We start from the raw sequence: 12,632 nt of genomic DNA, 5'->3' as shown, positions 1-12,632 counted from the left end.
GATCAATCTTCATGGACGCCATGCTCTTCGTCGATCGCGTTCTGGCGCCGTGCGAACCAGAACAGCATGACGACGAAGGCGATGAGCGAACCCTGAGCGGCCATGTAGAAGCCGAGCGGAAAACCAAAAATGACGAAGCTGTTGAGTTGCTCCACGAACATGTGGATGACGTAACCGAAGAACACCCACAGGCCGAGCATGACGAACATGAGGCTCTTGGTCTTGTTCCAATAACTTACGCGGTCTGGCGTCGCCATAGCTTGAACCCTCCCTTGGTTGGCAGCTTGCGAACCGTCTCGACCGCAAGGCGCCGTTTAAAGCTTGCCTCTTCCGCTAACGCGGAAGCCCTCCGGCATATGTCGCGGCCAGGTATAGAATCAGCCGACCGTAACTTTGTATGAGTATCACTTCTTGTCGCTGCTGTTCATACGACTTTAGAATCGGTGAGAGGACTGGAGAATCAGTGAGAGGACTTGAATCGGTGGAAGGGCTGGCGGTGCGGCGTGGCGGGGGCTACACGGTCAACATCGGTTGGAACAAAACCGAACGGAGAGCGTCATGGGCCTGCTGAACGACCTGTTGCCCGAGTTCCTGCGCAAGCCGCAGCCGATCGTCAGCGTCGACGACCTGGCTGACTTCATGGATTCCCGCGCCGCCTTCCTGGCGCAGAAGAGCATCGTCGAGTTCTGCCGGGTTAGAGCAGGGGTTTATTGGCAGAAGCTGTTCAGCGAGAAGGAGTTCCAGGCGGCGCTCAACCATTCACGCTGGCGCGCCTACCCTGCGTGCTACGCCATTGTGGCGGAAATGGTGGAGGGTGCGCTGCGCGAACCCGCCGGCTTGCGCCAGCGAGGCCTGCCAGCGGCGCTGGAAAAAGTCGCCTTGGCAAGCTTCTCCAAATATGCCGTTCCGGAGGGCTCGCCCCCCACTTTCTGGGAGGACGCCGCCGAGCTCACCCGTCAGCGCCTCGCCGCCACGCAGATCGGTCCGCCGCGGCCGGTGCGCGAGATCCCCGAGCCTCTGGCGCGAACGGTTTTCGAGATGGTACCGATCCATCCCAACCTCCTGACCAACGACTACGATTATATCTTCAACTTCCTGAGGATGAATCTGCTGCGCGCGCATGAGGATTTCCTTGCGCAGGCTGACCGCGGCGCGCTCGTCGACGAGCTGCTTGGTGCCGCTCGCATCTGAGCTTTGTTCCGGCGCGCCGATATCGAAGGCTCCCCCTTCGGCCTCGCGCCTTCCGAGCGTCGCCAGCTATGCGAACATCAGGTCCCTCATCAGGTCGGGTGCCGACTGGAGGCGCTTGAGGAGGCCCTTGAGCTCTGCCTGCTGCTCGCGCGTCAGGGCATTGATCTCGATGCGGTTGGATACAGGTATACCGGCGTAGATGTCATGCGTCTGCTGAGCGAGCAGAAAGCCGATCAGCATGGAATGGCCAGCCAGCATCGCCTTCATGTCGCGCTCGCCACCAATATCCTGCGCGATCAGTTTCTCGAGCCGGGCACGCGTGCTCCGCTCGCGGATGCCGTGGCGAATTGCAAGCGTGCGTGTGGTCGCGACGATCGGAAAAAGGCCATGCTTCTTGATGTCCAGCCGGCCATTTTCAAGCTGAAAGCCGCCAAAAACAGTGAAGGGATTGCCGGTTGCCATCTGCTCGCCGAGAAGCTTCGCGAACACCGGCTCGGCGTGGCCACGGTCGTAGGCATATTCGATGAACTGCGCGGCCAACGTCGTGTCGCCGTGAACCGGCCTCAGATCGTAGACGATATCGACGTTGAGCAGGTCCTCCGGTCGTAGGCGGCGAACCCAATCTTCGACGCGCCCCTTCCAGGTGTCGAGGCTTCCGCGGAATGCGGCGTTCGCGGCCATTACCCCGCCTTTGCAATACGGTACGCCTGAGATGTCGAGCATGTCGGCGAGCTTGGCGCCGAGATTTTTGAACCAGCTGTCTTCGGGCCCGTCCGGCTCGCCATCTGCGAAGACGATTGCGTTGTCCTGGTCAGGGGCCATCAGGCTTTCGCCACGGCCGCCCGAGCCGAGCACGAGCACGGCATAGGCGCAGGGCGGCGGGCCGTGGCCTTCGATTAGCATCTGTTGTTCGGCAAGCACGGCGGCGCGGCGGGTAAGCGAGCAAAGTTCGTCGCTGATGATTTCCGCCACCACGCGCGGGTCGATCGCTTCGCCGATGAGCGAACGTACTACGCCCGGCAGCATCGACCAGGTGGCCGCCAGTTCGGCGGCGTCCTTGGCGTGTTCGATCGTGTCGTCGAGATCGATGGCAGCGGCGGCGCGGAGCCTCAGCAGGTCACGCGACGAAAGCACGCCGACCAGCATGCCGCCGTCGTCGCGGACGGCGAGGTGGCGGACTTTCAGCCGATCCATGCGGCCGATCGCCCGATAAGCGAAGGCGGCGGCGCGGATGCTTATCAGCGGTCGCGTTGCGAGGCTTCCGACCGGCACGTCAAAAACCCGCTCGGCGTCGGACGATATGCGGCGCAGCACGTCACGCTCGGTAACGATGCCATATTCCTCAATCGGTTGATCCGGCGTTCCACGGTCGGACACGAGGACCGAACTGATCTTGCGCTTCACCATGAGGTCGATGACCTGCCTTGTCGGTTTGGTCGACTTCACCACGACTGGCGGGCCGCTCATGAGGCTGCCGACGCGATGGCGATAGGCATAGGGATCGACCGGCTGAAACGCGGGAGCCTGGGGTCGTGACACCGGCTCGGCCCAGCCGGCGCGATGGCCGGCTTCAAGAGCGTCCGAAAGGGCAAGGCAGGCGACCTCGGCCTCTCCGAGTGTTCGGATGTTGCGCTTGCGCAACTCCGGAATCAACGCGGCAAAGATATCTCCCGCCGCGATCGCATCGCCCAGCGCCGAATGGCGGCCGACTATCTCCAGGCGAAGCCAGGCGGCGATCGTTTCCAGCGAATGGTCTGCCAGATTGGGATTTGCTATGGTTGCAAGAAGCCGGACGCACAGCGCCCGAGGCTTTTTCCAGGGCAAGCGGGCGCGTCGGCATTCGCGCTCCAATACCGCCAGGTCGAAGCCGATCGAGTGGCCGACGAGGATGCGGTCCGCGACGAACTCCTGGAATTGCGCCCATGCATCCACGAAGCTCCCAGCTCCGTCAACATCGGCATTCGTGAAGCCGTGGACGAGCGAAGCCTCGGACGGGATTGCTTCGCCAGGATCGATGAGGAGATCGAGCCGAGGTTGCCGGACGACCTTGCCATGCGCGATGCCGATCGCGCCAATCTGGATTACGCGCGCCTTGGTGGCGTCGGGCCCGGTTGTTTCGGTGTCGACGGCTGCAGCCGCAATTGCTATCAGCGGTGTCGCGCCGGTCGCCGGCTTCAATTTGGTCCTCTTCGGCATAGCCGATAGCCTTCCCTGCCTGATAACCGGCTTGCCGAGACAGGGCTCTGTCGATGCCGGCAAGGTTCGATCTTGCTTTCCAACAACATAGAGCGCGCCGGCGGGCGACGTCGATGGCCGAAGTCAGGCTATGGCGTTTGCAAAGATGCGCCGGGAGCTGCGCGTCTGCACGTCCAGGCGGCACATTCCCTTAAAGTGATTTGATACGGTCGCAGCGCTCCCGCATTGTCGGCGGGTTTGTTGCCGAGGCGGCCGATGGATGAGATCAGGCGGGTTGCTGTGGGGTGCATCGGGCGCGCCGTCATGTTCGGATCGCTTGCCATCGGCTGTGTCATGGTCGGCTTTTCCTTCAACCCGGTGTCCGCCTTCCGCTCCGGCGCGTTCCTCACGCTGACCATGGTTCTGGCACTGATGTGGAAAGCCACGACCGCAGCCAGCAAGAATCCCAAGCACACCGAAGTCTGGCTCTACCTCGATGAGAAATCGCGCCCAGCCAATGGTCCGGCGCGACGGGTGTTCGGCACCATCATGAGCGACGTTTATAAACTCTACGCCCGGATCGCGCTCGGCGTGGCGATTGGGTTCTTCCTGGTGTCGCTCGTGCTGATGCTATTCGGCCTGGAAGCTTACAGGCCGCCCGGCAAATAGGCGGCCGCTCCGTCGCCCTGTCTTCCGCCTGCATGGGCCTGGCGGTTTTTGCCATCGGCCGATCGGTGCTCGGAAGTGCCGCGCTAAGCAGCAAACAAACCAAATTGTCATCCGGTTTGAGAAAAATATTCCAAGGATCGCTGGAAAATAGCACTCGACAAAGTCTACTGATTTAATAGATTAACCGCCGAAACGGAGGTCGATATGTCCTATTTCCAGAACGCCCACACTGCCCGCAAAGGCCAAAGGCTCGGTTCTGAGCAGACTTGGCGGCCGGCCTATGCGGGCGCTTTTGCCTATCTGGTCTTTGCCCTTGCGTTCGTGTTCACCGGGGCAGTCGTTCTGGGCCTTATCCCTTGACCATGCGGTCCCGAGCCATCGGGTCCTGACTTACAGCGACCTGCCGTTTCGCAATATCGGAGTTGAATGAACCGAGTGCCGGTGCGCTTTCGCGCGCCCCAGCCCCCAACGTGATGGAGGAGATGGCAATGCCGATCGAGTTCACGCATGTTCCCGGTAAAACCCACCCTGCAGATTCAACCGTGCCGTTTTTCTACGATTTCGCGGAAACCGCGACAAAGCTGTCGCTGATCGAGGACATCGGTTTTCAGAAGATCGTCGTCGACGACCCGGCCGGGCTGCTGACCAATATGGATATTGCCGCCCGGGCGCTGGACCGCACCTCATCGCTTGAGGTCGTTCTCGCGCATTGGGCCGGTGTGATCGAGCCGACGGTGGCGGCACGGCAATTGGCGGGCCTCGACGCAAAAAAAGGCGGTCGGCTGTCGCTCAGGATGCTCAGCGAGCCGTTGAGCGACGACGATGCCGAGGCACGTCCGGTCGGCCATACGATCGTCTGGCAGCGGATCGACGAATATCTGGTGCTGCTGAAGCGGTTGTGGTCGAACGACAGGCCGTTCGATCATGAAGGCGCCTTCTACAGCGTCAGGGGCGGCTATGTGCCGCGCAAGGGACCGCAGGGCGCCGGCATGACCATCCGCATGGGCGGACAGTCCGGAACGGCGCTCAGGGTCGCAGGGCGGCATGCCGATGTCTTCGAACTGGCGCCGGGTTCGCTCGGCGAGATCCGGCAGCTGATGGAGCGGGTGCGCAGTGCCGCCGCCGAACACGGCCGGGCCGGCAAGCTGCGTTTCGCGCTTCCCATCCGGATCCGTTCGGAGGACAACGCCTGTTGCCAGAAGGCGGTCGAAATTGCCGGACCGCCGGCACAGGTCGCGCTTTCCCTGCTTCCCTACGCGGCCCTGGGAATCCAAGAATTCATGATCGTCGGTATCGACAGGCCACGCGAGATCGCAATGGCTGGCCGCGAAACGATCGCGCTGCTGCGCAACACTCTGGCGCGCCGCGAGGCCGATGTCCCTCAGCCCGGCGCGTTTGCGTCTCGCGCGATCCGGGAGGCACGTGCCGGCTGAGCGTGGCAGGACTATGCGCTTTGTGGCCGCCAGCCCGAAGCGCTTGGCGGTGCCGCTCATTGCCGGCCTTTCCACATCAGCACCATGAAATAAGGCCCTCCGACCAGAGCAGCTAGCAAACCCGCCGGAATCTGCCATGGGAAAATCAGCATGCGGCCGGCCCAGTCGGCCGAAACAAGGATCAGGCCGCCAAGCATCGCCGATGCGAAAAGCTGCGGCATGGCGCGTTGGAGGCCGAACATGCGGGCCAGGTGCGGCGCCATCAATCCGACGAAGCTCAGCGGCCCGATGACAAGCGTGGCTATTGTCGTCGGCACCGAAATAAGCACCAGGAGGATGACCCGCACGCGAAAGAGGCTAAGCCCGAGCCCGCGCGAGGCAGCTTCTCCAAGCGGCAGGATTTCCAGCCAGCGGCTGGTGAGGGGCACGATGGCCAGCAGAGCAATTGACGTCACAGCGGCGATTGTGGCATCGGCGGCGGTGGCCCGGTAGGTGGAGCCGGATAACCAGCCGATGAGCGTATCGAGCCGAGGATCGCCGCTGGCGAGCATCACTGCCGAGAATGCCGACGCCATCGTCGCCACGGCGACACCCGAAAGCAGCAATCGATCATGCGCGATGGACTGCCGGCGGCCGGTCTGCGAAATCATCGCCAGGCTGACCAGAGCCCCGACGAGACCGGCCGCGATCATTGCCGGGCGGCTGACATCAGAAGTCGCGACGAAGAGCAGCAGAATGCCTAGCGAGGCGCCGCCCGAAACACCCAGAACCTCGGGCGCCGCCATCGGATTGCCGGTCATCCTCTGCATCAGCGTGCCGACCACGCCCAGCATCATACCAGCGGAAACCGCGACAACGATGCGAGGCGCCCTGAGCGGCAGGAGGTCGGCAAGTTCGGCGGCCGAGGCCACGTGCCAGCCGGTCGCGCCGCGCCCGACAACAAGCGCGGCGCAGAGAAGAAGCGCCATCGCGAGGAGCCCAGCCAGCAGATAGGGCCACCCGCTGCGCCTGCGCATGGAAGACAGCATGGCGCCGTCCCGATCCGGGCTGGTGCGCAATTTCGGCAGGAGAAGAAACAGTAAAGGCGCGCCGAGGAATGCAGTCGCCACGCCTGCCGGGACTTCGGAGGTAAACGGTAGGACCTGCACCAGCCGGTCGGTCAGCCATAACAGCGCGGCGCCCGCGAGGGGCGCCCAGATCATGCGCTGGCGCAAGGTCCGTGCGCCGGCGAGCCTGACCAGCGCCGGCGCCGCAAGCGCCACGAAGCTGATGACGCCGACGGCTGCGACCACCATGCTGCTCAGCGCGACGGCGACAGTCATCCCCGCCAGCCGTGTCACCACGGGTTTTGTCCCGAGGCTTTCCGCTCCCTCGTCGCTCAGGTCCAGAAGCCGCAGCGGCCGGAGCAGAAGGAAGGCAGCAATGCCGGCCACCGCCAGCCATGGCACGAACCCGAGCACCACCGCGTCACCGTTCTGGATCAGCGAACCGCTCTGCCAGATGAAAAGTTCCTCGGAATATTCGCGATTGGCCGCCATCAGCAGGGCGCTCGCCGAACTGCATGTGAGGCTGACCACCAGGCCGGAAATGATGATCGCGACCGGCGAAAAACTCCGGCCCTGGGCCAGCGCCAGAACCGCGAGCGTCGACAGGGCGCCGCCGGCGAGCGCCACGCATTCGCGACCTTGCTCCAGCAGCCATGGCGCGTAGAGCGTGGTGACCGTCAGGGCGACCGTGGAGCCCGCATTGGTGCCTATGGTCGTCGGCTCGGCGAGCGGATTGCGCAGCACCTGCTGGAGCAGCGTGCCGGTCAGGCCGAGCGCCGCGCCGGCCAGCAGACTGATCGCCAGACGCGGCAGAAAGGCATGGCGGTAAAGCAGCTGCCGCGGATCGGCAAAGTCCGCCGCCCCGAGCGACTGCCACCACATGTCGGCGGGCAATAGGCGCAAAAGCCCGGCAGCGGTGAGATATGCGGCGAGCACCGCCGGCACGCCGACAAGGGCGACGAGCATCCCTCCCATGAAACGAGCTCGATAGCCGGACGTGGACTGCATGACGGTCATGCCGGGGTCAGTAAAGTTGCGAAGCGAGCAGCGGCGGCAAGCCCGCCAAACGGCCATACCGGCGGGATTGTCCTGACGTTGCCGGCCTTGACGCAGGGAAGATTCGCCCAGAGGCTGCTCTGGTCAATCCTGATCTTCACATGCAGCGGGATCGGATCGAGGGAAATCAGCCGTGCCTCGCCGATCGCAACCAACTCTTCGATGCCCAGCACGGCAAAGCCCCAGCTATCGGTCGGCGCCGTCCAGGCATTGGTCAGGCTCAACCTGTCGAGCACGTCCTGGAACAGACTGCCCTTGCCGTAAACACGGACGTGACGGTCGTCGAACATGCTGACCACAGCGAGCGGCTGCTTTGCCCGCTCTGAAAACTGTACCCTGATCTGGGCGATTGCCGCCGCCGTCTCCTGGATAAGGCGCTGAGCCTCAGCCGCGCGACCGAGCTGCGAGCCAAGTTTCAGCGTTTCAATCTCGGCCCGGAGACAAGATGCTTCAGTACCATCGTAGAAGGGCACGGTGTGCAGTGGCGCGATCCGCCTGAACGGAGCTTCGTCCAATCCATAGCCATAGGCGCCGGTGATAAGGTCGGGCTTGAGTTCGAGGAGCAGTTCGAGATTGGGCTCGCCGCGCGAGCCGAGATCGAGGCAGCCGGTGGGAAGAGCCGGACCCGCGACCCAGTCGCGGTAGCCCTTGGTGTCGGCGACCGCGACCGGGCCGATTCCGAGCGAGATAACCATCTCGGCCGAGGTCCATTCGAGGCAGGCGATCCGCGGCGTCCGCGCCGCACGCGCCGGGGCGTCGCGCAGACCGAGGCTCGTCGCGGCCAGGCCGGCGAGGCACCGGCGCCGCGTCAGTGGCGCCAATTGGGTCCGGGCCTGCACGCGCGGGTCACCATGTGTACTTCACCGAGCCCTTGATCCGGCGACCCTCGCCATAAAAGCAGCCGAAGCTTTCTGCGAAACAGGAGGCGACATAGCGCTTATCGAACAGATTGCTGACATTGAGGTTCAACTCGGCGTTCTGCCATTTGTAGTGGAGCGCGGCATCGACGAGCGTGACTGCCGGCACTTTGAAAGTGTTGGCATCGTCGCCGTAGGTCGAGCCGACATAGCGGATGCCGGCGCCGAGCCCGAGCCCCTCCAATCTGCCGCTGCCGACAGTGTAGTTTGCCCACAGCGAGGCCGCGTGTGCCGGCACGCCGAAAGGCGTGTTGCCCTGGTTGCTCGTTCCATCCTCGTTGATGCTGGTTGGACTGGTGATCTCGGTGTCGAGCCAGGTATAGGCCGCCCGGAAATCGAAGCCTGAATCAAGGCTCGCAACAGCTTCCAGCTCGATGCCGCGCGAGCGGATCTCGCCGGTCTGGAAGATGTCATCGGGCCGGCCAACACCGCCATAGCGCACGACATTCTGCCGGGTCAGATCGAATGCCGAAACGGTGACGAAGGAGTTCCAGCCAACCGGCTGATATTTCAGGCCGACCTCGTACTGCTCGCCGGTTTCGGGCACGAGCGGATTGCCGTTGCTGTCGGGGCCGGACACTGGCTGGAACGATTCGGAATAGCTGACATAAGGCGCAAGGCCGTTGTCGGCGAGATAAAGCAGACCGGCGCGGCTGGTGAAGGCGTCGTCCTTCTGGCGGGGATCGAAAGCGCCGGCCAGATTGTCGTAGACTTTCGAGTCCGCCCAGTCCTGGCGGCCGCCCAGCGTCAGCCGCCAGTTGCCCAGTTTGATCTGGTCCTGCGCGTAGAGGCCGACCTGCGATTGGGTCGTGTCGGTGTCTGTGTAGGGCGTCAGATCAGTGATTGGGCTGCCATAGACCGGGTCGAAGATGTTGATGTCACCGACGGACCCTCCGGAGGCATAGTCGCGATAGGTGTAGCGCTTGTAGTCGAGGCCGAGAAGCAGCGTGTGGGCCAGCGGCCCGGTGTCGAAATCGGCCTGCGCCTGGTTGTCGATGGTGAAGCCGCTGAGCCTGGTGCCGCCGGCATCGGCATAGCGGGAATAGGTGCCGTAGAGTGGGTCAGAGGGTTCAGCCTCTTCGTTCACCAGCCCGGCTCCGAAGACGCCTTCCTCATAGTGCTTCAGATAGACATAGCGGGCATGCTGGCGAACCTGCCATGTCTCGTTGAAGCGGTGATCGAATTCGTAACCGATCGACGCCTGGTCGTTGTTGTAGGTGTCGAAATCCGGTTCGCCGACGAACATGCTATTCGGCAGGTATTTTCCGTCCTTGCTCGGCCTGATCGTGCCGTATGCCGGCAGATACTGCATCGCCCAACCAGACCGGTCGCGTTGATAGTTGGCGAGGATGGTCAGGCTGGTATCGGCATCGGGCTGCCAGGTGAGCGCCGGCGCGATGAAGATGCGGTCGTCTTCGACGAAGTCTGTCTGCGTATCGCCGGTGTGGGCGGCGCCGGTGAGGCGGAACAGCAGCGACTTGTCGGCGTTGACAGCCCCGCTGAAGTCGAATTTTCCTTCATAGCGGTCGAAACTTCCGGCGCCGAGCTGGACTTCGCGGAGGTTCTCCTCGGTCGGGCGCTTGCTGACATAGTTGATGATGCCGCCAGGACTTGCCTGGCCGTAGAGAACCGACGCCGGCCCGCGCAGGATTTCATAGCGTTCGGCGCCGTAGGAATCGAGCGCGGTGAACAGCGTGAAATTGCTTTCCTTGAGCTGCAGCCCGTCCTTGTAGAAGACGCCGCTGGAGTTCGAAATGCCGCGCATCTGCAAGCCGTGGCCACGATTGTCGGTGCCGTAGAGATTGCCGCTTGCGCCTGGCGTATAACGCAGCGCGCTATTCAGGCTGTCCACCGCCTGCGCTTCCATCTGGTCTTTGGTGATGACCGATATCGACTGCGGCGTCTCGATCAGCGGTGTGTCGGTCTTGGTGGCCGTGGAGCCCTGGGTGGCGACATAGCCGTCGACCGTCCCAAAGGCGCTTTCGACGCGTTCCTGAATGTTGATCGGATCGAGAGTTGTGGTCGCTTCCTGCGCGACGGCGTGGCCGCCGCCAAGCAGCACCGGCAGCGACATCGCCGCGATCAGCAGGTTTCGGCGCGCAGTCATTTCGTCTCGAATTCTTCCGCGACCAAAACCAGCCACCATCTCGGCGCGCTCCACTTTTCGAATTTCGACGCAAATCCGGCGCGTCACGACATTTTGTTGACTCAAAAAGTCATCTTCATTGTTGACTAGTAAACTCATGTTTCATAGTCAACCGGGCATCGGCACGGCAAACCGGACTGCCGAAAACCGGATTTCGAAATGCACGCGCAAAGCTGGAGTGAGGCCGAGACCGTGGCAGGAATTCATGCCCAGACTGCCTTCCATGTCGAAGCGGTGCGGTTCGCCGTCGGCGAGCGGACGCTGCTCGGTCCTCTCTCGCTCGAACTGCAACGCTCGCGCGTCTATGGGCTGATCGGGCACAACGGCTCGGGCAAATCGACGCTGATCAAGCTCCTGGCGCGCCAGCAGCCGGCAAGCTCGGGCGGCATCACCTTCGCGCAGCGGCCGCTGGTGCAGTGGGGCGCGCGCGAACTCGCCCGCGCGCTTGCCTATCTGCCGCAGACGACGCCGGCGGCGACCGGCCTGACCGTGCGCGAACTGGCGACGCTCGGGCGTTATCCCTGGCATGGCGCGCTCGGCCGTTTCGGGCACGAGGACAGGCGCCATGTCGACGAGGCGCTTGTCCTGACCGATATGGCTGACTTCACAGACCGGCTGGTCGACGAATTGTCCGGCGGCGAGCGCCAGCGCGCATGGCTGGCCATGCTGGTGGCGCAGAATGCCGGCGTCATGCTGCTCGACGAGCCGATCTCGGCGCTCGACATCGCCCATCAGGTCGAGGTGCTGGGGCTGGTAAGGGACCTCAGCCGCAAACGCGACCTGTGCGTCGTCGTCGTGCTGCACGATCCCAACATGGCGGCGCGCTACTGCGACGAATTGATCGCACTGAAGGACGGCAGGCTGCTGACGCGCGGCACGCCGGACCAGATCATGCAGGGCGAGGTGCTCAAGGGAATTTTCGGTGTCGAGATGGGCGTGTTTGCGCACCCCGTCACCGGCCAGCCCATCGGCTATGTGCAATGAGGCCACTGTGAGAATAAGGAAGAAGCCCTTGTCCAGACATGGTTTGTTCGCAGCGTTGATCGCATCCGTCATCCTGTCGGCCGGCGGCACTGCCGCCCAGGAGCAACCGGCCGCTGCCGCCCAGGAGCAACCGGGCGCCGCCCCCGCGATCGAGGCGCCGGCTCCCGCGCCTGGGCAGGCTGCGCCAGGCGCGGCCCCGCCACCGGCGATGCAGCCCGGCGTGACGACGCCCACCGAGACCACGCTTATCGAGACAACGCCCACCGAGACGGGCCCTTCGACGGCAACCTCCCTGACCCTGCCGCGTGACCTGTCGCCGTGGGGCATGTTCATGGCGGCCGACATCGTCGTGAAAGCGGTGATGATCGGGCTGGCCTTTGCGTCCTTCGTCACCTGGACGATATGGCTGGCCAAATCGCTGGAGATCCTTGGCGGCAAGCTGCGTGCCCGCCGCGCGGCACAAGCGATCGGCAATGCCGCGACGCTGAACCAGGCCGGCCGCGCGCTTGGCCATAATAACGGTCCTGGCGCCCTGCTGGTGCGGGCAGCTGAGGAAGAGACCGCGCTTTCGGCCGGCTCGCTCGACCATGTGTCCGGCGACGGGCTGAAGGAGCGGGTCACCTCGCGCCTGTCGCGCATCGAGGCGGCGGCGGCGCGACGCATGTCGCGCGGCACCGGCGTGCTGGCGACGATCGGCTCGACCGCGCCCTTTGTCGGCCTTTTCGGCACCGTTTGGGGCATCATGAACGCCTTCATCGGCATCTCGCAGGCGCAGACCACCAATCTCGCCGTCGTTGCCCCAGGCATTGCGGAAGCCTTGCTGGCCACCGCGATGGGCCTTGTCGCGGCGATCCCGGCGGTAGTCATCTACAACGTCTTTGCGCGATCGATAGCCGGCTACAGGCAGATCCTCGCCGACGCGTCGGCAGGGGTCGAACGGCTGGTCAGCCGGGATCTGGATTTCCGCACGGTTGCGCCGGCAAAGTCGATGGCCGCGGAATGAGCACGGAGCGAC

General features: G+C 63.7%; 11 protein-coding genes. 6 read left to right on the top strand and 5 right to left on the bottom strand.

The features are described 5' to 3' along the window. Positions 1-2 precede the first annotated feature (2 nt). The gene (locus tag AC0L3N_RS17330; RefSeq protein ID WP_473548752.1) at positions 3-257 is read right to left on the bottom strand and encodes a DUF4212 domain-containing protein; all 255 of its coding nucleotides are present in this window, start codon (positions 255-257) and stop codon (positions 3-5) included. A 301-nt stretch (positions 258-558) separates the two neighbouring features. On the opposite strand from AC0L3N_RS17330, the gene AC0L3N_RS17325 reads away from it, so the two are divergent. Further along, a complete protein-coding gene (locus tag AC0L3N_RS17325; protein ID WP_473548751.1) occupies positions 559-1,191 on the top strand; it encodes a hypothetical protein in 633 nt (210 codons plus the stop codon). A gap of 66 nt (positions 1,192-1,257) precedes the next feature. Here AC0L3N_RS17325 and AC0L3N_RS17320 read toward each other — a convergent pair whose 3' ends face one another. Further along, a complete protein-coding gene (locus tag AC0L3N_RS17320) occupies positions 1,258-3,387 on the bottom strand; it encodes a DUF294 nucleotidyltransferase-like domain-containing protein (RefSeq protein WP_473548750.1) in 2,130 nt (709 codons plus the stop codon). A 303-nt stretch (positions 3,388-3,690) separates the two neighbouring features. On the opposite strand from AC0L3N_RS17320, the gene AC0L3N_RS17315 reads away from it, so the two are divergent. The 3 genes from AC0L3N_RS17315 (at position 3,691) to AC0L3N_RS17305 (ending at position 5,468) form a co-directional block, all read left to right on the top strand. Continuing rightward, complete coding sequence (locus AC0L3N_RS17315; protein ID WP_473548749.1) at positions 3,691-4,035, top strand: hypothetical protein; 345 nt, start codon at positions 3,691-3,693, stop codon at positions 4,033-4,035. Between the two features lie 204 nt (positions 4,036-4,239). Then, on the top strand, positions 4,240-4,395 hold the full coding sequence (locus AC0L3N_RS17310) for a hypothetical protein (protein WP_473548748.1): 156 nt from the start codon (positions 4,240-4,242) through the stop codon (positions 4,393-4,395). Positions 4,396-4,523: 128 nt separating this feature from the next. After that, a complete protein-coding gene (locus AC0L3N_RS17305) occupies positions 4,524-5,468 on the top strand; it encodes an LLM class flavin-dependent oxidoreductase (protein WP_473548747.1) in 945 nt (314 codons plus the stop codon). Positions 5,469-5,524: 56 nt separating this feature from the next. Here AC0L3N_RS17305 and fhuB read toward each other — a convergent pair whose 3' ends face one another. The 3 genes from fhuB to AC0L3N_RS17290 are packed head-to-tail and all read right to left on the bottom strand — an operon-like array spanning position 5,525 to position 10,594. Further along, complete coding sequence (gene fhuB / locus AC0L3N_RS17300; RefSeq protein WP_473548746.1) at positions 5,525-7,489, bottom strand: Fe(3+)-hydroxamate ABC transporter permease FhuB; 1,965 nt, start codon at positions 7,487-7,489, stop codon at positions 5,525-5,527. 38 nt (positions 7,490-7,527) lie between these two features. Then, complete coding sequence (locus AC0L3N_RS17295; protein WP_473548745.1) at positions 7,528-8,409, bottom strand: ABC transporter substrate-binding protein; 882 nt, start codon at positions 8,407-8,409, stop codon at positions 7,528-7,530. Positions 8,410-8,416: 7 nt separating this feature from the next. Beyond that, a complete protein-coding gene (locus AC0L3N_RS17290; protein ID WP_473548744.1) occupies positions 8,417-10,594 on the bottom strand; it encodes a TonB-dependent siderophore receptor in 2,178 nt (725 codons plus the stop codon). A gap of 198 nt (positions 10,595-10,792) precedes the next feature. Here AC0L3N_RS17290 and AC0L3N_RS17285 point away from each other — a divergent pair, with 198 nt between their 5' ends. Together AC0L3N_RS17285 and exbB are read left to right on the top strand one after the other, a co-directional pair. Next, entirely contained in the window at positions 10,793-11,617 is an 825-nt protein-coding gene (locus AC0L3N_RS17285; protein ID WP_473548742.1) for an ATP-binding cassette domain-containing protein, read from the top strand. 28 nt (positions 11,618-11,645) lie between these two features. After that, positions 11,646-12,620: a tonB-system energizer ExbB gene (gene exbB / locus AC0L3N_RS17280; protein WP_473548741.1), complete on the top strand. Its 975-nt coding sequence runs from the start codon at positions 11,646-11,648 to the stop codon at positions 12,618-12,620. Positions 12,621-12,632 lie beyond the last annotated feature (12 nt).

This window comes from Mesorhizobium sp. WSM4807, assembly GCF_055811615.1.
This window is presented reverse-complemented; position numbering and strand designations above follow the sequence as displayed.

Coding starts and splice junctions, on each gene's coding strand:
- AC0L3N_RS17330 (WP_473548752.1), bottom strand. CDS start 257: ATGGCGACGCCAGACCGCGTAAGTTATTGGAACAAGACCAAGAGCCTC.
- AC0L3N_RS17325 (WP_473548751.1), top strand. CDS start 559: ATGGGCCTGCTGAACGACCTGTTGCCCGAGTTCCTGCGCAAGCCGCAG.
- AC0L3N_RS17320 (WP_473548750.1), bottom strand. CDS start 3,387: ATGCCGAAGAGGACCAAATTGAAGCCGGCGACCGGCGCGACACCGCTG.
- AC0L3N_RS17315 (WP_473548749.1), top strand. CDS start 3,691: ATGTTCGGATCGCTTGCCATCGGCTGTGTCATGGTCGGCTTTTCCTTC.
- AC0L3N_RS17310 (WP_473548748.1), top strand. CDS start 4,240: ATGTCCTATTTCCAGAACGCCCACACTGCCCGCAAAGGCCAAAGGCTC.
- AC0L3N_RS17305 (WP_473548747.1), top strand. CDS start 4,524: ATGCCGATCGAGTTCACGCATGTTCCCGGTAAAACCCACCCTGCAGAT.
- fhuB (WP_473548746.1), bottom strand. CDS start 7,489: ATGGGAGGGATGCTCGTCGCCCTTGTCGGCGTGCCGGCGGTGCTCGCC.
- AC0L3N_RS17290 (WP_473548744.1), bottom strand. CDS start 10,594: ATGACTGCGCGCCGAAACCTGCTGATCGCGGCGATGTCGCTGCCGGTG.
- AC0L3N_RS17285 (WP_473548742.1), top strand. CDS start 10,793: ATGCACGCGCAAAGCTGGAGTGAGGCCGAGACCGTGGCAGGAATTCAT.